This window comes from Pseudarthrobacter equi (assembly GCF_900105535.1).
Lineage (GTDB): Bacteria > Actinomycetota > Actinomycetes > Actinomycetales > Micrococcaceae > Arthrobacter > Arthrobacter equi.
In genome coordinates this window covers 1913681-1932474 of sequence record NZ_LT629779.1, presented here as the reverse complement: position 1 = coordinate 1932474, position 18794 = coordinate 1913681, and the positions used below count along the sequence as shown (strand labels likewise).

The 18794-nt window shown below is 66.9% G+C and carries 19 protein-coding genes; 6 read left to right on the top strand and 13 right to left on the bottom strand.

What is annotated here, in order from left to right; translation table 11 throughout:
• Positions 1–13 precede the first annotated feature (13 nt).
• Positions 14–1630 carry a molybdopterin-dependent oxidoreductase gene (locus tag BLT71_RS08715; protein ID WP_091719309.1) on the bottom strand — a complete coding sequence of 539 codons (1617 nt, stop codon included), beginning with the start codon at positions 1628–1630 and terminating at the stop codon, positions 14–16.
• 118 nt (positions 1631–1748) lie between these two features.
• On the opposite strand from BLT71_RS08715, the gene moaA reads away from it, so the two are divergent.
• The 4 genes from moaA to BLT71_RS08700 all read left to right on the top strand — a co-directional run bounded on the left by moaA (position 1749) and on the right by BLT71_RS08700 (position 5084).
• On the top strand, positions 1749–2891 hold the full coding sequence (moaA, locus tag BLT71_RS08710) for a GTP 3',8-cyclase MoaA (RefSeq protein ID WP_172829939.1): 1143 nt from the start codon (positions 1749–1751) through the stop codon (positions 2889–2891).
• Positions 2892–2896: 5 nt separating this feature from the next.
• Positions 2897–3163 (top strand): MoaD/ThiS family protein, encoded by a 267-nt coding sequence (locus tag BLT71_RS08705; protein WP_091719305.1) that lies wholly within the window; start codon positions 2897–2899, stop codon positions 3161–3163.
• A gap of 170 nt (positions 3164–3333) precedes the next feature.
• Positions 3334–3630 (top strand): hypothetical protein, encoded by a 297-nt coding sequence (locus tag BLT71_RS20760; RefSeq protein ID WP_231994484.1) that lies wholly within the window; start codon positions 3334–3336, stop codon positions 3628–3630.
• Positions 3631–3686: 56 nt separating this feature from the next.
• Positions 3687–5084, top strand: coding sequence for an HNH endonuclease signature motif containing protein (locus tag BLT71_RS08700; protein ID WP_231994482.1), 1398 nt, complete (start codon positions 3687–3689; stop codon positions 5082–5084).
• Here the strand turns inward: BLT71_RS08700 and BLT71_RS08695 are convergent.
• From BLT71_RS08695 to truB, 10 genes are all read right to left on the bottom strand, one after another.
• Entirely contained in the window at positions 5056–5649 is a 594-nt protein-coding gene (locus BLT71_RS08695) for a DUF1579 family protein (protein WP_091719303.1), read from the bottom strand. The genes BLT71_RS08700 and BLT71_RS08695 overlap by 29 nt on opposite strands.
• 99 nt (positions 5650–5748) lie before the next feature.
• Complete coding sequence (locus BLT71_RS08690) at positions 5749–7092, bottom strand: M16 family metallopeptidase (protein WP_091719301.1); 1344 nt, start codon at positions 7090–7092, stop codon at positions 5749–5751.
• Positions 7093–7205: 113 nt separating this feature from the next.
• Complete coding sequence (locus BLT71_RS08685; protein WP_091719299.1) at positions 7206–9464, bottom strand: polyribonucleotide nucleotidyltransferase; 2259 nt, start codon at positions 9462–9464, stop codon at positions 7206–7208.
• A 247-nt stretch (positions 9465–9711) separates the two neighbouring features.
• Complete coding sequence (gene rpsO / locus BLT71_RS08680; RefSeq protein WP_056083357.1) at positions 9712–9981, bottom strand: 30S ribosomal protein S15; 270 nt, start codon at positions 9979–9981, stop codon at positions 9712–9714.
• A 216-nt stretch (positions 9982–10197) separates the two neighbouring features.
• Complete coding sequence (locus BLT71_RS08675) at positions 10198–11466, bottom strand: kynureninase (protein WP_091719297.1); 1269 nt, start codon at positions 11464–11466, stop codon at positions 10198–10200.
• The gene (gene kynA / locus BLT71_RS08670; RefSeq protein WP_091719295.1) at positions 11463–12317 is read right to left on the bottom strand and encodes a tryptophan 2,3-dioxygenase; all 855 of its coding nucleotides are present in this window, start codon (positions 12315–12317) and stop codon (positions 11463–11465) included. Before kynA ends, BLT71_RS08675 begins: the two co-directional genes overlap by 4 nt.
• A 31-nt stretch (positions 12318–12348) precedes the next feature.
• Entirely contained in the window at positions 12349–13332 is a 984-nt protein-coding gene (locus tag BLT71_RS08665) for a bifunctional riboflavin kinase/FAD synthetase (protein WP_091719293.1), read from the bottom strand.
• A 77-nt stretch (positions 13333–13409) separates the two neighbouring features.
• Positions 13410–13898: a hypothetical protein gene (locus BLT71_RS08660; RefSeq protein ID WP_231994481.1), complete on the bottom strand. Its 489-nt coding sequence runs from the start codon at positions 13896–13898 to the stop codon at positions 13410–13412.
• 19 nt (positions 13899–13917) lie between these two features.
• Positions 13918–14271, bottom strand: a complete 354-nt coding sequence (locus BLT71_RS08655; protein WP_091719289.1) for a hypothetical protein — start codon at positions 14269–14271, stop codon at positions 13918–13920.
• Positions 14272–15207 carry a tRNA pseudouridine(55) synthase TruB gene (gene truB / locus BLT71_RS08650; protein WP_082497465.1) on the bottom strand — a complete coding sequence of 312 codons (936 nt, stop codon included), beginning with the start codon at positions 15205–15207 and terminating at the stop codon, positions 14272–14274.
• A 78-nt stretch (positions 15208–15285) separates the two neighbouring features.
• Here truB and BLT71_RS08645 point away from each other — a divergent pair, with 78 nt between their 5' ends.
• Positions 15286–16461, top strand: coding sequence for a pyridoxal phosphate-dependent aminotransferase (locus tag BLT71_RS08645; protein WP_172829938.1), 1176 nt, complete (start codon positions 15286–15288; stop codon positions 16459–16461).
• Here the strand turns inward: BLT71_RS08645 and trxA are convergent.
• Both trxA and BLT71_RS08635 read right to left on the bottom strand, forming a co-directional pair.
• Complete coding sequence (gene trxA / locus BLT71_RS08640; protein ID WP_390896706.1) at positions 16458–16880, bottom strand: thioredoxin; 423 nt, start codon at positions 16878–16880, stop codon at positions 16458–16460. The genes BLT71_RS08645 and trxA overlap by 4 nt on opposite strands.
• A 16-nt stretch (positions 16881–16896) precedes the next feature.
• Positions 16897–17382 (bottom strand): nucleoside deaminase, encoded by a 486-nt coding sequence (locus BLT71_RS08635; protein WP_091719283.1) that lies wholly within the window; start codon positions 17380–17382, stop codon positions 16897–16899.
• Positions 17383–17563: 181 nt separating this feature from the next.
• Between BLT71_RS08635 and BLT71_RS08630 the strand changes: the two genes are divergently transcribed.
• Positions 17564–18724 (top strand): ScyD/ScyE family protein, encoded by a 1161-nt coding sequence (locus tag BLT71_RS08630; RefSeq protein ID WP_091719281.1) that lies wholly within the window; start codon positions 17564–17566, stop codon positions 18722–18724.
• The last annotated feature ends 70 nt before the right edge of the window (positions 18725–18794 follow it).

Here is an 18794-nt window from a genome sequence, read left to right as displayed (position 1 = left end):
TCAGTGTGGGCGGTCAGGATTTCACGTCCACTCTAACCGTGTGGAATCCGGTGGCGCCGTCCGGGACCACTGGCCGGGATGCCTCGTCCTGGACGGTGCCGGCAAGGTCTGTGGCCCGGACCTGGACCTCGTACTGGCCGGGTGTGAGGTCCATGCTGAGCTTCCATTGGTACCAGGTGTCCGTGGAGATCCCGGAAGACAGCTCTGCGGGCTGCCAGGAACCGCGGTTGACCCTGAGTTCAACGGCGCTGATGCCGGTGTGCTGGGCCCAGGCGATGCCGCCAAAGGTGACCGTTCCGGCATTGACGGGCCTGCCGCTGCGGGGGACGTCGATGCGGGAGGACAGCTTGATGGGTCCATGGTCGGACCAGCCCCTGGTGGTCCAGTAGGCGGTGTCCGCCGCGTAGGTGGTGACTTTCAGCTCGGTAACCCATTTGGTGGCGGAAACGTAGCCGTACAGGCCCGGCACCACTAGCCGGACGGGGAATCCGTGTTCGAGCGGCAGCGGGCCGTCATTCATTCCCACGGCCAGGAGGGCGTCCCGGCTGTCCGTGAGCACTTCCAGCGGGGTGCCGGCAGTCCACCCGTCAGCACTCCGGGACAGCACCATGTCCGCACCACTGGCCGGCCCGGCCATCGCCAGGAGTTCGCGGACCGGCCAGCCGAGCCACCGCGCGTTGCCGATGAGGTCCCCGCCTACCGGATTGGACACGCAGGCGATGGTGATGTGGCGTTCGGTCAGCGGCTTGGCAAGGAGTTCGGCGAGGGTCAGTTCCACCTCGCGCTGCACCATGCCCGTGACCTTGAGGACCCAGGTATCGGGGTCGACGGCGGGCACCACCAGGGCCGTGTCGATCCGGTAAAAGTCGTTGACGGGGGTGACGAGCGGGTGCATGCCCTCCGCGCCTGCCTCCGCTCCCGCAGGGATGGGCGGTGCCGGTACCGCTGCCCGGGGTATCGCCACCCGGGCCCTGGCATCGTTGACCTTCAGTACGGTCCCGCGCCAGGCTCCCGCCAGGACTCCGCCAACGGCTGTCAGGACGGCACCTGCGGCGAGGTTCCGGAGGAACGTGCGGCGGGCCGTGGCCTGCCCGCCGGCAGGGGCCGCCTCCCAGGCCTTCAGCTTGCGCATCAGCAGCCGGAGGATCAGGGCAGCGGCGGCCGCCGAAGCCACGGGAAGGGCCAGGGCCACCGGCGTGGCCTGGGCCCGGCCGGCAACTGCGGCCACTCCCGCGAGTCCAAACACGGCAATCACGGCCAGCCCCGCAAAACGCCGCCGCCGTTCCACTACTCCGGCGAGGGCCGCGAGGACCACGATAACCAGGGCCATGCTGACCAGGAGGGCCGCCTTGTCCGCGGTGCCGAAGAGCGAAACCGCCCAGTCCTTTGCTCCCGGCGGGACGGCATCAATGACGGCCCCACCCACCGCCGTCAGCGGCGACACCGACGGGCTCCACACGCCGGCCAGCAACTCTCCGAGGACCACCCCGCCAGCCACGGACACCACGCCGGCGGCCGCAGCGTGCCCGCCAAGGCGGCGCCGTTCCCGCTGTTCCCGCTCGCTGGGTTCGGCCGAACCGCCGTGGCGGGTACCGTCGTCGTGCGTGGCCTGCTGCCGGGCGCTGTTCACCCTTCAAGCATAGGTTCGCGCGCCCATTCCGGCGGTTGCCCGGCGCGGATTCATGACGCTCCCGGGCAGCACCCGTCACGGGTGTGATGTGGAGCCCATCGTGGCGTAGCCTGAATTCATGAGTGTCCAGCTAGGCATGCCCCAGCCCCGCGAAGAAGCGGGCCCGGCGCTGCCGTCCGTCCCGGCTGCGCGTCCGGCTGACGCGCCTGCGGGCCTGGCTGACAGGTACGGGCGCCGGGCTAGCGACATGAGGCTGTCCCTGACCGATAAATGCAACCTCCGCTGCACCTACTGCATGCCCGCCGAAGGCCTGGAATGGCTGGCGAAGCAGGCCGTCATGACGGCGGAGGAGATCGTCCGGATTGTCCGGATCGGCGTGGAGCAGCTCGGCGTCCGCGAGCTGCGGCTCACCGGCGGAGAACCGCTGGTGCGGCACGACCTGGTGGACATCATTTCCGCGCTGCGCAGCAACCATCCGGACCTCCCCATCTCGATGACCACCAACGCCGTGGGGCTGGCGAAGAAGGCCGCCCCGCTCAAGGCCGCGGGCCTGACGCGGATCAATGTCTCGCTCGATTCCCTGCACGAAGAGACCTTCACCAAGCTCACCCGCCGCCCGTTCCTTGACCAGGTGCTGGCGGGCGTGGACGCCGCGTGGGCGGCCGGACTCGGTCCGGTCAAGCTGAACGCCGTCCTGATGCGCGGGATCAACGACGCCGAGTCGCCGGCCCTGCTGGGTTGGGCCTTGGACCGGGGCTATGAGCTGCGCTTCATCGAACAGATGCCGCTCGACGCCGACCACGGCTGGACGCGCCGGAACATGATCACCGCCGCCGAGATCCGCGACATCCTGTCCGCCGAGTACGTCCTGAGCGCCGATCCGCGGGAACGCGACGGGGCGCCCGCCGAGAGGTTCGAAGTACGACGCCGGGTGGCCGGGTTGGATGCCGCCGGTGACCCTACCGCGCACGGGCCCGTCCTGGGAACGGTGGGAATCATCGCCTCAGTCACCGAGCCGTTCTGCTCGGATTGCCGCCGGACGAGGATCACCGCCGAGGGCAAGATCATGAGCTGCCTCTTCTCGCGTGAAGAGTACGATCTCTTGGGCCTGCTGCGCTCCGGCGCTGACGACGACGCCCTGGCGCGCCGGTGGCAGGACGCAATGTGGATTAAGCCAAAAGCCCACGGCATGGACCACGTGGGACTCGACGCTCCGGACTTCGTCCAGCCGGACCGCAGCATGAGCGCCATCGGGGGCTGACCGGAATGCATGTACGTTACTTCGCTGCCGCACGCGCCGCTGCCGGGTTCGAGGAGGAGAAGTTCGACCTCCCTGCCGGGGCAACCGTGGCGGACCTGCTGGACGCCGTCCTCGCCGTGCCGCGGGAGGAGCCCCCGGCCGGGACGCCGCCGCTGGCCCGCATCCTTTCGCGCAGCAGCTTCCTGTTGAACGAGGTGGCGGTGCGGGACCGTGCCACTGTTGTGGGAGCCGATGACGTCGTGGACGTCCTGCCGCCGTTCGCCGGAGGGTAAGCCGGCCCCGAGGCAGCGCCACTGAGGAGTTCTGCCGTAGTGCCGTAGTGGGCTTGTGCACCAGTGCCGGTTTGGCCCGACGCACTCAATGTCAGACCCTCGCTGGATCATGGGTCTATGGGAATCGCGGCGGCTGCTTCGGTCGAGGGACAACGGTGATGGAGGGTCTTATGGCCTCCGCCGCCAGCCTTGACGCGCTGTTCCTGAAGGACGCGGAGCTGGACCGGGCTGGCTCGGATGTGGCTGGCTCCGGCGATGCCGGCATGGATGTCCTGCAGCGGAAGTCCGAGCTTCTGCTGCACCGTCTAGCGGTTTGGAAGCGTTTGGAAGCCCAGATCGCGGGCGGCAAAGCCCTGGACGCTGCAGAGTTCGCGGAACTTCAGGAGGCGATGACTCCCCCGGACGCCACAGGGTCGGAGCGGGCGTTTGTTGAGATGTCCACGACCGCGGAGGTCGCCGGGTCCTGACGCTCAGCCCGGGCGCCGCGGCAGCATTCATCAGCCAGTCCCGCAAGGTCAGTGCGATGCCGGCGGTGGCGGGTGCGCTGGCTGCTGGATCAATGTCGTGGCGGCACGCGGTGATCGTCGCCGACGAAACCGACTGCCTCGCCCCCGAGGGTGCCGAGGCGCTGGTGGCGCATTTCTTCGACCCGGACGCCCCGAACCCGGCCCGGGGATCCGCGCCCGGTGACCTGGTGCCGCACCTGTTCCGACGGAAAGTCAAAACTTGGCGCGAACGCAGCTACCCCGCCTCCGTTGCAATCCGGCATGCGAAGTGTGTGGCGGAGCGGCGGATGGAATACCGCCCCGGCGCCGACGGGATGGCCTCGATCACCCTGATCCTGCCCGGGGACACCGCCTGCGCCATCTGGAACAAAACCACAGCAATCGCCCGCGGCCTGCAGGGCCCCGGCGAAACCCGCACCCTCACCCAGTTGCGGCCGGACGTCGCCGCCGCGCTCCTCTTGAGCGCCCACACCGGGGCCGCTGCCACAGGCCGGTCCATCGATGGCCAGGAAACCGGCACCGGGACCCACCCATACTTCGTTGACCTCAGCACGATCCCCGCCCCGAAAGCCGACGTGCTGGTCACCATCCCGATATTCACAATGGTGGGCAGCACTGACGAACCGGCAGACCTCGACGGATACGGGCCCATCCCCGCCGCGATGGCCCGCAAACTCGTTGCTGACGGGGCCACCTCGTTCTACCGGGTCCTCGTCGACCCGCGTGACGGTGCGCCTCTCGAGATCGGCCGGACCAGTTACCGGCTGTCGGAGGCGATGAAACGCTGGATCAGGATGCGCGACGGCCACTGCACATTCCCCGGCTGCACCAACCCCAGCACGGACAACGACACCGACCACCTCACCGCCTGGCAGCACCACGGCACAACAGGAGTCAGCAACCTGGCCCAGCTCTGCCCCAAACATCACCGGCTCAAACACAGCAGCGGCTGGACCCCCACACCAGCCACCAGGAATGAACCACCCGGCTGGACCTCACCCACCGGCCGGCACTACCCAGCACAACACCCCGACCCCCAACCACCCCACTGGCCACCCGGAATCTTGGAAGGCGACTTCGAAGGAGACTTTGGAGGGAAATCCGACGCGCCGCCACCAGTCACCCCCCGGGCAGACTTGCCGTCTGTAAGCCGGTCGGTACCAACCAACCCGCCCATCCCAACTGCCTGCCGGGACCAACCCCCGATGTCGCTCGAGGATCAGATCCTCTCCGGCAATGTCGTGTTCCCGGAATTCCTCATGGACGGCTTGCCGGGCGATGACGAACCACCTGCGGAGGAGGCCTTTGACATAGCGGATCAGTATCCCGACGATCCTGCCTGGGACGACTTCTGCGCAACACACGGCTTATCGGACAGTCCCGTCGTCACGACCGCCGGAAGGTGGAGGTCATGACCAGCGCGTAGGCCGGACGTTTACCGTTAGCGCCGGCAGTGGATGCGTCGCTGGCGTCGGACAGTGAAGCTATCCGGAGTTCGGTGACATGAAGTAGCGCCTCGCCGGAGACCGGCACGTCCGGGGAACCGGCGGTGGGCGGTGTGGCGTGCCTCAGGCTGATGCTGTGACGCGTCCAGCCGGCACCGGCGCGGCGCTCCACCCGCAGGACACCGTCGTGCCAGGTGCACCGCGTCGGGGTTCCCGGTGATGCCCCGGTGCTGTCCACGTAATACCAGAACACGTCACTGTGGTCCGGATCCAGTGTGAACATCCCATGGCCCTCGAAATGGGACCCGTCGGCTTCCACGTGCCGATAGCTCTGCACCACGGCGAATCCCCCTGCCGCCCTGCGGTAAGTCACTTCTGCATCAACAGTCCGCGCCGGCCCCCAGGGACCCGAGGCGAATTCAGTGGTCCCCCGCCAGGACCCGAGAAGGCCGGCCAGTGCAGGATGAATGCCTCCCGGCAGCCCAGGGCGCGGCAGATCGTGGGCGCCATCATGGCCAGGCGGGCGTACGTCCATGCCTTCCACCCTTCACCACATGGCGGATTCAGATGGCATCATCGTAGTCCGGCAGCGTTCACCCGGCGAGGGTCAGCAACCGCCGCCCACGTCCATGGCTCAGAGCCCGAAGGTCTCGGTTTCGTCGAACGGTCCCACCACTGTGACGGTGCGGGGCGCGGCGGCCAGTTCGGCGGCCAGTTCCTGCACCTGTTCGGCGGTGACGGACTTGATAAGCCGCAGGGTCTCGTCGATGTCCTGGTATTCGCCGGACACCAGTTCGGCCCGGCCCAGGCGTGACATCCGGGAGCCGGTATCTTCCAGGGCAAGCACGATCCCGCCGCACAGCTGCCCCACTGCCTTGCGCAGTTCGTCCTCGGAGATGCCGTGCTCGGCGAGTTTGTCCAGCTCGATACCCAGCAGTTCAAGGACTTGCCGCACCTTGGAGGGCGTGCAGCCGGCATACATGCCAAAGTAGCCGGCGTCTGCGTAGGACGACGCAAAGGAGTAGGTCGAATACACCAGGCCGCGCTTTTCCCGGATCTCCTGGAACAGCCGGGAGGACATGCCGCCGCCGAGGACGGCGTTGAGGACACTCATGACGTAGCGGCGCTCGTCCGTGGCAACAATGGTGGGGCAGCCCATGATGATGTTGGCCTGCTCAACGGCACGCTTCACCACCTGGAGTCCGGCGGTTCCGGTGATCAGGGCCCGCTCGGTGGACCGGCGATCGACCGGCGACGCGTTCGTCTCAAGCGACCAGCCTGCAGACTCAAGGGCATCCACCACGAGGCCGCAGACGACGTCGTGGTCCAGCCCGCCGGCAGCTGTGATGACCAGTTCGTCGGGACGGTAGTAGCGCCGGTAGTGCTCCCAGACGGAATCGCGGGCAACGGCGCGGATGGCGTCCGGGGTTCCGCCGATGGGGCGGCCCAGGGGGTGGCTGCCCAGAACGGAAGCAACGAAGTGCTCGTGGGCAACATCCGTGGGGTCGTCGCTGTCCATGGCGATTTCCTCAAGGATGACGTCCCGTTCCTGCTCCATCTCGTCCGGATCGAGGACGGCGCCCGTGATCATGTCGGCAATGACATCGATGGCCATGGGCAGGTCCGTGTCCAGGACGCGGGCGAAGTAGCAGGTGCTTTCCTTTGCCGTCGCGGCGTTTGATTCGCCGCCCACCTCGTCAAAGGCCGAGGCGATCTCCAGGGCGGTGCGCCGTTTGGTGCCCTTGAAGAGCAGGTGCTCCAGGAAGTGGGTGGAGCCGTGTTGTCCGTGGGCCTCGTCGCGGGACCCCACGCCTACCCAGAAACCGATGGTGGCCGACCTTTGGCCGGGCATCGCTTCGGTCAGAACCCGCACGCCGCCGGGCAGCACTGACCGGCGGACTTCGGAGCCGCCGTCGGAGCCGTGGACCAGGGTGTCGCCGAGGTGGTTCTGCTCAAGGGGCAGGGGTACAACAGTCATTGAGGCCTTTCAGGTGGTGCAGCCGGATCTGGCTGTCATCGTAACAGCGGCGGGGCCGGTGGATCATCCCACCGGCCCCGCCGTTTCATACTGGTGTTCCTGTCAGGGAACGGTTAGATCTCGACGCCTTCAGCAGGCTCCGTGGCGTGGGCGCGTTCGGTACCTTCCGCGCCTTCTTCCTCGGCCACTACCGGGGAGAGCGAAAGCTTTCCACGGTCGTCGATCTTGGTGATTTCCACCTGGACCTTCTGGCCCACGGAAACGACGTCATCAACGTTGTCCACGCGCTTGCCGTTGGCCAGCTTGCGGAGCTCGGAGATGTGCAGGAGGCCGTCCTTGCCCGGGGTCAGCGATACGAAGGCACCGAAGGTGGTGGTCTTGACGACCGTACCCAGGTAACGCTCGCCGATTTCCGGAACCTGCGGGTTCGCGATGGCGTTGATGGCGGAGCGTGCTGCGTCAGCAGACGGACCGTTGGTGGCGCCAATGTAGACGGTGCCGTCGTCCTCGATGGAGATGTCGGCGCCGGTGTCTTCCTGGATCTGGTTGATCATCTTGCCCTTGGGGCCGATGACCTCGCCGATCTTGTCCACGGGGATCTTCACGGCGATGACGCGCGGCGCGAACTCGGAGAGCTCGTCCGGGGTGTCGATGGCCGAGTTGAGGACCTCGAGGATGTGGAGGCGGGCTTCGCGGGCCTGCTTCAGTGCCGCTGCCAGGACGGAGGCGGGGATGCCGTCGAGCTTGGTGTCCAGCTGGATGGCCGTGACGAACTCGGAGGTACCTGCAACCTTGAAGTCCATGTCGCCGAAGGCGTCTTCGGCGCCGAGGATGTCGGTCAGCGCGGCGTAGCGCGTCTGGCCGTCAACCTGGTCGGACACCAGGCCCATGGCGATACCGGCGACGGCTGCCTTCAGGGGCACACCGGCGTTCAGCATGGACAGGGTGGAGGCGCAGACGGAACCCATCGACGTCGAACCGTTGGAGCTGAGGGCTTCAGACACCTGGCGGATGGCGTAGGGGAATTCCTCGCGGGACGGCAGTACGGGCACCAGGGCGCGTTCTGCCAGGGCACCGTGGCCGATTTCGCGGCGCTTGGGCGAACCCACGCGGCCGGTTTCTCCGGTGGAGTACGGCGGGAAGTTGTAGTTGTGCATGTAGCGCTTGCGCGTGACGGGTGACAGCGAGTCGATCTGCTGTTCCATCTTGAGCATGTTCAGCGTGGTGACACCCATGATCTGGGTTTCGCCGCGTTCGAAGATTGCGGAACCGTGCACGCGGGGCAGGACCTCAACCTCGGCGGTGAGCTGGCGGATGTCCGTCAGGCCGCGGCCGTCGATGCGGATCTGGTCCTTGAGGATGCGCTGGCGCACAACCTGCTTGGTGACCGAGCGGAACGCTGCGGAGAGTTCCTTTTCGCGGCCTTCGAACTGGCCGGCCAGGGAGGCAACGGTCTCGTCCTTCAAGGCGTCAGAAGCAACGTCGCGCTCCTGCTTGTCGGCGATCTGGAAGACAGCGGCCAGCTTGTCGGCAGCAGCTGCTTCAACAGCGGAGTACACGTCGTCCTGGTAGTCCAGGAAGACCGGGAACTCGACCGTGGGCTTCGCGGCGCGGCCGGCGAGGTCCGCCTGCGCGTCGCAGAGTGCCTTGATGAACGGCTTGGCAGCCTCGAGGCCCTCGGAGACAACCTCTTCGGTGGGGGCGGTGGCGCCCTGTTCCTTGATGAGGTTCCAGGAGTTGTCGGTTGCTTCGGCTTCCACCATCATGATGGCGACGTCGTCACCGGCGACACGGCCGGCAACAACCATGTTGAAGACGGAGTTTTCCAGCTGGGAGTGCTTGGGGAAAGCAACCCACTGTGAACCGTGCTCGTCGGCGACCAGGGCAACGCGGACGCCGCCGATGGGGCCGGAGAACGGCAGGCCCGAAAGCTGCGTGGACATGGAGGAGGCGTTGATGGCCACCACGTCGTAGAGCTCGTCGGGGTTGATGGCCAGGACGGTCACCACGATCTGGACTTCGTTGCGCAGGCCCTTGATGAAGGCGGGGCGCAGCGGACGGTCCATGAGGCGGCAGGCCAGGATGGCTTCGGTGGAGGGGCGGCCTTCGCGGCGGAAGAACGAGCCCGGGATGCGGCCGGCAGCGTACATGCGCTCTTCGACGTCAACCGTCAGGGGGAAGAAGTCGAAGCCTTCGCGCGGGTGCTTGCCTGCGGTGGTGGCGGAGAGCAGTGCGGTGTCTTCGTCGATGTACACCATGGCTGCGCCGGCTGCCTGCTTGGCGAGGCGGCCGGTTTCGAAGCGGATTACACGCTTGCCGAAGCGGCCATTGTCAATGACGGCTTCTGAGAACTGGATTTCGGGACCCTCCATAGAGAGTCACCTCCGTTTCTGTTTTACGGAAGTCCAGCCACATCAACCCAGGCCAGCATATGTCGACTGGCCCTGCACCCGGTCGTCGATCGAGACCCACGGGCCGGGGCAGCCATTCGATGCTGCCGTTCCCGGGGATCACTACCGAGGACCGCGAATGCGTGATGCGGTTGATCCTCCTGTTTAGTTTTTTAGGTGGAGCGGGGCGGCCCAATCCCGAATGGGACAGGGCCGCCCGAAAGTCCGACTAGCGGCGCAGGCCGAGGCGCTCGATGAGCGCACGGTAGCGGTTGATGTCAGTCTTCTTCAGGTAGCCAAGCATGCGCTTGCGACGACCGACCATGCCCAGCAGACCGCGCTGGGTGTGGTAATCGTGCTTGTGCTCCTTCATGTGCTCAGTCAGATCCTTGATCCGCTGGGTCAGGACTGCAACCTGGACCTCGGGCGAACCGGTGTCGCCTTCGCCGGTTGCGTATTCCTTGATGATGGACTGCTTTACAGCGGCGTCAAGTGCCACAATAACTCCTTGGAAATGTGCCGTGAGGGCCCGGATCAGTAATTCACTGCCGGGTCTGCCGCTGCGGCCAACCGGTCAAACCGGGTGCGGCCGTACGCAGCAGGACCCAGCCGCCACGGACTGCAGCCGGATCCATCGTCCAGTTTACCGGCCGCGGCCCAATGTTGTCGAAACAGGGCCGGCGGCGGCCCGGCGCCCGGTCAGCGCCGGAATGGGTCAGGCGGCGAGCCTCTCCCTGATGGCGGCCATGCCGTGCAGGACTTCCGCGAAACTGGTGCTGAGCGGGGACAGCCCCACCCGGAGCCCGCAGGGCGCCCGGAAGTCCGGGATCACGTCCCCGTCCCACAGGGCCTCGACCGTGGCCTTGGTGAAGTCAGCGTGGTCCACAGTGATGTGGCTGCCGCGCTCCGCCGGATCACGCGGCGACGCCAGCTCGGCACCGAGCGGCGCCAGCAGGGCCTCGAAGATGTCGACGGCGAACGCCGTAAGTTTCTCCGACTTGGCCCGGATGGCTGCCATCGACGCTTCTTCAATGAGGTCGAGGGTGCCCCGCATGGCCAGCATGCCGAAGACAGCCGGCGTTCCGCTCAGGAAGCCGCGGATGCCCGGCGCAGGTTCATACCCGGCAGCCATCTCGAAGGCATCCTTGCGGCCCATCCACCCCCAAATGGGCTGGTTGAGTGATGGCAGGTGCCGCTCGTTGACGTAGGCGAAGGCCGGCGATCCCGGACCGCCATTGAGGTATTTGTACGTGCAGCCGGCGGCGAAGTCCACGCCGGCACTGTCCAGGCCGATCTCCACCGAGCCCGCGGAATGGCAAAGATCCCACACCACCAGCGCCCCGGCGTCGTGCACTGCCTTGGTGATCGCCGGGAGGTCTGCGAGGTGCCCTGAGCGGTAGGCGATCTGGCTGAGGAGTACGACGGCGGTGCGCGGCCCGGTGGCCTGGCGCACCTGCTCAACGGTCGGCCCCGCCGCGGGGTCCGTTTCGATCCAGCGCAGGGTGAGGCCCTCTTCCAGGGCGATGCCCTCGACAAGGTACCTGTCCGTGGGGAAGTTTCCGGTGTCGAGGACGAGCTCGTTCCGGTCCGGGTCATCCACCGATGCCAGGGCGGCACGGATCAGCTTGTAGAGGACCACGGTGGTGGAGTCGGCAATGATGGTCTGGCCCGGGGCCGCTCCGAGGACGGCACGGCCCAGCTGGTCGCCAATGGCCTGCGGCAGGGCCAGCCATTTCTCGTCCCAGCCGCGGATGAGGCGGCCGCCCCATTCGTCGCTGATGAACGCCGCGATGTCCCCGGCCGTGCGCTTCAGCGGCCTTCCCAGGGAATTGCCGTCCAGGTAGGACAGGGGCGTGTCCGTTCCGATGAACAGTTCCCGGTAATGCGCCAGCGGGTCTTCCCTGTCGAGTTCGGCGGCGCGCTGCCGGAGTACCTCGTCCGCCGGGACCGCGGTGTGCCCGGCGCCTTGCTGGTGGATGCTCATTGTCCGATCTCCGTCCTGACGGCGAATAGTTCCGGGAAGAACGTCAGCTCCAGGGCCTTCTGGAGGAAGGCCGCCCCACTGGAGCCCCCGGTGCCCGTCTTCATCCCGATGGTGCGCTGCACCGTGCGCAGGTGGCGGAAACGCCAGAGCTGGAAGTTGTCTTCGAGGTCCACGAGTTCCTCGCAGGCCTCGTAGGCACCCCAGTTCTCCGCCGCGTGCTCGTAGATGTACTTGAACAGCGGGACAAGTTCGGGCGTGAATTCGTGGGCACGGGTGACGTCGCGGGCGAGGACCGATGCGGGCACCTCGAAGCCCTGGCGGGAGAGGTAGGCCAGGAATTCGTCGTAGATGCTGGGAGCCGCGAGCAGTTCCTCCAGCATGGTGTGCGCTTCGGGATCGGACTCGAAGACCGGGAGCATTTTGCGGTTCTTGTTGCCGAGCACGAACTCCACCGCACGGTACTGGGCCGACTGGAACCCCGAGGAGTTCCCCAGGAACCCGCGGAACTGGGAATACTCGGTAGGCGTGAGCGTGGCGAGGACGGACCACTGCTCGGTGAGGGTCTTCTGGATGTGCTTGACGCGGGCGATGCCCTTCAGCGCCGAGCCGAGATCATCGGCCCGCAGCCACGCCGCGGCGCTGCGGAGTTCATGCAGCACCAGCTTCAGCCACAGCTCCGTGGTCTGGTGCTGGATGATGAACAGCAGCTCATCGTGGTGTTCGGGCTCGCTGACCGGCTGTTGGGCACTCAGCAGGGTGGGCAGCTGCAGGTACGAGCCGTAACTCATCCGGGAGCTGAAGTCGCGGACAATTCCCTTGTCCAGCTTGCGGGTGTTCTTCTCGACGGACACGTACAGCCTTTCGCGTGCTTCCTGGGTGGCCCTAGTGCCGTGCCAGCAGTTGGTGCGCCTGCACCACGTCCAGTTTCATCTGGTCCACCAGGGCTTCGGGACCACGGTAGGCCACCATGCCGCGCAGGCGCGCCAGGAATTCCACGATCACTGTCTGGCCGTACAGATCGAAGTCCTCTACGGCTTCCCGGGGCCGGTCGATGACGTGGGCCTCCACCTGCCGGCTGACGCCGTCGAACGTGGGGTTCGAGCCCACGGAAATGGCTGCCGGCCAGCGTTTGCCGGCCTCGTCCACCAGCCAGCCGGCGTAGATGCCGTCTGCCGGAATCAGGCCGGTGGAGTTGCTGGCGAGGTTCGCCGTGGGGAAACCGAGGGCGCGGCCGCGGGCTGCGCCGTGGACAACCTCGCCGCGCATCCGGTGCGGCCTGCCGAGCACCTCCGCTGCCGTGGCAACGTCGCCTTCCTGCAGTGCTTCGCGCACCCAGGTGGACGAGCAGCGGCGGTCCGTGCCGTCGTCGTCATGCAGCGGGTACCCCTCGGAGCCGAACTCGCTGATGACCTGCACTTCGAAGCCGAACTTCCCGCCCAGGGCCTTCATGGTTTCCAGGTCTCCGGAGTTGCCGCGGCCGAACCGGGCATCGTGGCCGATGACCACGTGGCTGGCGTGCAGGCAGTCCACCAGGTACTGCTCCACGAATTCCTCCGCCGTGAGGCTGGCGAGGTCGAGTGAATACTTCACCACCAGGATGGCGTCCAGGCCCAGCTCGCCGAGGGCCTCGAGCTTATCCTCCAGGCCCATGATCAGGCGGGGGGCGCTCTCCGGGCGGTGGATGACGGCCGGGTGCGGATCAAACGTGACGGCAACGGCCTTGGAGTGCGTCAGCCTGGCGGAGCGGATCAGTTGGGACAGGACCTGTTGGTGCCCGCGGTGAACGCCGTCAAAGTTGCCAAAGGTGACAACGGATGGGCCAAAGTCCGCCGGGACCTCGGACGGATCGTTCCAGATGTAGACCATCACCCTCGCCTTAAACTGCCTGCAGCATCAATGATCCGCGGCCATCCGGCCGCGGAATTCTTCAAGGTTACCCGCATTCAGCGGCCTGCTTTTCCCAGCGAAGGCCGCCGCCGGTACAGCCATACCAGGCCGAGGACAGGGAGTATCAGCGGGATGAAACCGTAGCCGCGGCCAAACAGGGACCAGACGGTTTCGTGCGGGAACGCCACGGAATCGTAGATGCTGAGTGAACCCACCACCAGAACGCCTACCAACTCGACCAGGACTGCCGCCACGGAGACCTTGAACCAGGTGCTCCCCGCCTTGGCCAGCGACACCGTGGCCACGGCGTACACCAGGGCTGCGAAGGCGGACAGCAGGTAGGCCACGGGGGCGTCGGAAAACTTGGTGAGGATCTGGTACCCGGCGCGGGCCGTGGCCGAGATGGCAAAGACGGCGTACACGGCAATCAGCAGACGGCCCGGGCCGGTATTGCGGGTGTTGCCGCCGGTACCGGTGCGCGCCGTGTTCGTGCTGCCGTGGTCTCCCGCCGTTGCGTCGGCGGACTGGGGGTGCTGGTCATTCACGTTGCGTGCTTCTTCCACTTCAGTACCAGATCTGGTTCATTCGGGCGGCCATCACCAGGGCGGTCACGCCGACGGCGGCAAGGACGAAGTTGCTCCACCGGGTCCGTTCCAGGATGGACCAGTAGACGGCGGCCGGGGGCAGCAGCATAGCAGTCACCAGGTAGCCCCAGAACTCCCAGGCCTCGCCGGCAATGGTTTCGCCGGCGATGACCCTGATGATGGACCCCACCAGGTAGACCACCAGGGCCACCTCCACTGCCGCGACGGACAGGATGGTGGCGTCGTTGGGTGCCTTCTTCATGATGCCCGCGGCCAGGCAGATGACGGTGGAGAGAAGCCCAACGGCCAGGATGATCCAGAAATACGCGTCCACTCAGGCCTCCCCGCCAGCCGCGGCGGAATTGCCGTTGCCGGGTGCGAACACCAGGACCGGCTTGGCGTAGTTGCCACTGTCCGCCAGCAGGGCCACCAGGCTCCCGTCGGGAGCGAAGGCGGCTGCCGGGTGGTCGGCGGTCGCGGCGCCCGGGCTTCCCGGGGCCGCACCGGCGGCAATCCGGCGGCCATAGGAAATTTCCGTGGTTTCCTCGGCGCTCAGCTCGCGGTTGGGCATGAGGGCCCGGGCGGCCTGCGACATTTCCAGCACGTCCAACTCTTCGGCGAGCTGTTCCAGCGTGCGGGCCTGGTCCAGGGAGTACGGGCCGACGTGGGTCCGGCGGAGGGCCGTGAGGTGTCCCCCCACCCCCAGGCCGTTGCCCAGGTCACGTGCGAGGGCGCGGATATAGGTTCCCGAGGAGCACTCAACGGTGACATCGATGTCGATCACGTCGGCCCCGGTGTCGCGCCGGATGCCGTGGACTTCGAACCTATGGATGGTGACGGGCCGGGCGGCGAGCTTGACGTCCTCACCGGAGCGCACCCGGGCGTAGGCGCGTTCGCCGTTGACCTTGATGGCGCTGACGCTGCTGGGTACCTGCTGGATGCCGCCGGTGAGCGCTGCGACGCCGTCGTGGATGGCCTGCTCCGCCACCGCGGACGTGCCGGCCGAGGCAACCACGTCCCCTTCGGCGTCGTCCGTCACTGTGGACTGGCCCAGGCGGATGGTGGCCGTGTAGGTCTTGGACGTTCCCACGATGTAGGTGAGCAGGCGGGTGGCCTTATTGATGCCGACCACCAGCACCCCCGTGGCCATGGGATCAAGCGTGCCGGCGTGGCCCACTTTCCGGGTCCCCGCGATGCGCCGCATCCGGCCAACCACATCATGGCTGGTCCATCCCTGCGGCTTGTCCACTATCACCAGTCCAGAAAGCACGCCTACCAGTATATCGGCGCTGGTTGGGGGCGCAGCGCACGCCCGGCCCGGCCCTGTGGCAGCGCTAGGATGGCTGGCATGCCTGAGCTTGCCGCCCATGTCCGCGACGTGCCCGTCAACCAGATCCGGGAAATCACCGAGGCCGCCTGGCGCACCCCCGGCGCGCTGGTGCTCAGCATCGGCGAGCCCGGGTTCGCGCTCCCCCGCCATGTCCTGGATGCCGGGATGGCCTGCCTGGACCGGGACGAGACGAACTACACGCCGAACGCCGGGCTTCCCGCCCTCAGGGAGGCGTTCGCGGCGAGGTTCCGCGAAGAACAGGGCGTCGCCGTCGGCGCCGACAGGGTCTATGTGGTCGCCGGGGCCCAGCAGGGCCTGCACTTTGCCATGAGCCTGCTGCTGTCCCCCGGCGACGAGATCCTCATCCCCAATCCCGGATACCCCACCTTCGCGATGACCAGCCGGCTCCTGAGCGCTGTTCCGGTGGGCTATCCGCTGTACCCGGACCACGGCTTCCAGCCCCGCACGGCGGACATCGAGGCCCTGATCACCACCAGGACCAGGGTGCTGGTCCTGAACTCCCCCTCCAACCCCCTCGGTGCCGTCCTCATTAAGGACTCGGTCCGGGAACTGATGGATCTCGCCCGCCGCCACGACCTGTGGGTTATTTCGGACGAATGCTACGAGGCGTTCACCTACGATGTGGAGCACGTCAGTCCGGCACGGTACGACGCCGGCACGCAGCGTGAGGCGCGTGTCTTCACCTCCCTGACACTGTCCAAGACGTATGGCCTGACGGGCCTTCGGATTGGCGCCCTGGTCTGCCCGCCCGGGCTGCAGCAGCAGATGGACAACGTCATGGAATCGATCGTGTCCTGCGTCGCCGCGCCCTCCCAGTACGCGGCGCTTGCGGCGCTCACCGGGCCGCAGGACTATGTGCAGCACGCCCACCGGCACTACCGGAACAACAGGGACGCCGCCTCCGCAGTCCTGGACGGCAAGAACATCCCGTACCTGCGGGCGCAGGGTGCGTTCTACCTGTGGGCGGACATGTCCCACGTCAGCGGCGGGGACGTCCGGCAATGGGCCCGCCGGTTCCTGGCCGATTCCGGTGTTGCGCTGGCACCCGGCACAGCGTTCGGTTCCATCGGCGAAGGCTGGGTCAGGATAGCGCTCTGCGGCAGGCAGCAGGATCTGATGGAAGGTCTGTCCAGGCTCCCGGCGCGTGCGGCTGACGGCACGACGGCCGGCTAGCGGCCCGCTCCGGAAAGGGCCTTGTCCAGCCAGGACCGCAGCGCATCGGCGGGAGCGGCCCCCGCCTGGCGCGCAGCAACGTTGCCGTCCACCAGGACCATCAGCGTGGGGATGGCCTGCACGTCGAACCTGCGCGACAGCGCCGGCGACTTGTCCACGTCCACCTTCACGAGCTTGATCGCGCCCGGCCGTTCCCGTGCGAGCTTGTCCAGGGCAGGGCTGACCATGCGGCACGGGCCGCACCATTCGGCCCAGAAGTCCACGAGTACGGGCACCGGTGACGCTTCGGCGACACTGCCGAAATCGGCATCGCCCGCGTCCACGATCCAGGGCAGACCGGCCTTGCAGCTGCCGCAGCGGGGCCTGCCGGCAGCCTGCGCCGGAATCCGGTTGGTCTTGCCGCATGCGGGACAGGCCATGAGTGTGGTTTCCACGTCAGTACTCCGTCCGTTCCTTGTTGGCGCCCCACGCCTTGAAGGGGGCATCCGACGCCGGGAGGTCACCACGGGTGACAGGCATGAGGTCCGTGCGGGACCCGTCGAAGTACTCGTAGAACAGGGCGTCGTCGAAGCCGGCCGCGGCCGCGCCGTGGCGGTCTGCTGCGAAGAAGACGCGGTCGATCCGGGCCCAGAGGGCGGACGCGAGGCACAGCGGGCACGGCTCGCAGCTCGCGTAGAGGACCGCGCCCTGCAGGTTGAAGTTCGCCGTTCCGGCAGCTGCGGCACGGATGGCCACTACTTCGGCGTGGGCGGTGGGGTCGTTGTCGCGGGTGACCCGGTTGACGCCTTCGAAGACCTGCCCGCCCGCGGTCACCACCACTGCGCCGAAGGGGCCGCCGCCGCGGTCCACGTTTTCCGTTGCCAGGCCCACGGCCTGCTGAAGGTAGCGGGAAGGGCTGTTCTGCTCAGGCGCCGTGGTCATAGCTAGATCCTAGCCATGTGGCCGGCTGTTGGGGGGACGCAGATGGGGTCGGTTTTAGGGGGAAAGTACCGATGACATCCTGGCGCTGCAGGCATATCCTTGCCCGCGGGGGTCTGCATTTTTTGCCTCTTGGGAGGCTTCCTATCCGGCCCGCTAAGGGCACGCACCCGGAGTACCCACAATGAAGAAAAAGATCACCATTATTGGTTTGGTGGCGGCTGTGGTGGCTTTTGCCCCAGCCAGCCCGTCGACAGCGTCGGATAAGGGCCATGACGACGCTAAATCGGAAGAAGTTGCCACCGGCCTTGCCACGCCGTTGCACCTGGCCCTCGGGACAGCGAAATCCGTCTACGTGAGCCAGGACTTTGCCGGCAAGCTGAGCCGCGTCAACCGGGACGGCACCGTCGAAGATGTCTACACCAGTCCCAAGCCCGGGTGGGACGTAGCAGGGGTGGACACCCGCGGGGCCACAACGTTCTTCCTGGAAAGCACAGGTGCCGGGCTGGGCACGCCGGAGAACCTTGAGGGCTACCTGAAGGCCATCAGCCCGAACGGGGATGTCAGGACCATCGCAAACTTCGCCGACTACGAGCGGGAAAACAACCCCGACGGCGACCAGGAGTACGGCTTCGGCGACGATGTCAGTGACGCGTGCCTGCAGCAGTGGCCCAAGGAGTCCCCGGCTCCTGCCCGCTATACGGGTACGGTCGATTCGCATCCCTACGCGCTGGCTGTCCAGGGCAATACCGCCTACGTGGCTGACGCCGGGATGAACGCCATCCTCACCGTCAACCTGCGGTCGGGCGAGATTTCCACCCTGGCCGTCCTGCCGCCGCGGCCGGCGGTCATTCCTGAAACAGCTGCCCGTCCGGAGGCGGAGGGCGGACTCGGCGTGCCGGCCTGCGTCGCGGGACACGAGTACGCCTTCGAGCCGGTTCCCACCGATGTGGAGATTGGCCAGGATGGCTGGCTGTACGTGACGTCGCTGCCCGGCGGTCCGGAAAGCCCGGCCCTTGGGGACCGCGGTGCGATCTTCCGGATCAACCCGTGGAACGGCAGGGCGAAGGTGTGGGCGGACGAAATCCTCAGCCCCACCGGCTTGGCCATTGCGGACAACGGTGACGTCTATGTGGCTTCGCTGTTCGGCGGGAAGATCCTGAAGTTCAGCGGTTGGAAGGGCGAGCGTTCGGAGTTCCTCACGGTCAACCAGCCGGCCGATGTTGAGATCCAGGGGCGGACCCTGTACGCCACCACGGACGTGCTGCCGGCAATGCTGGGACCTGAACCCCCTGCCGGTCCCCCGCCGGCGACCGGGAAGCTCATCAAGGCCAGCATCCGCTAAGCAGGCATCAGGGTTCCTGAAAGCGCAGCAGGCCCGGACTGACGCTGGTTGTCAGTACGGGCCTGCTGCT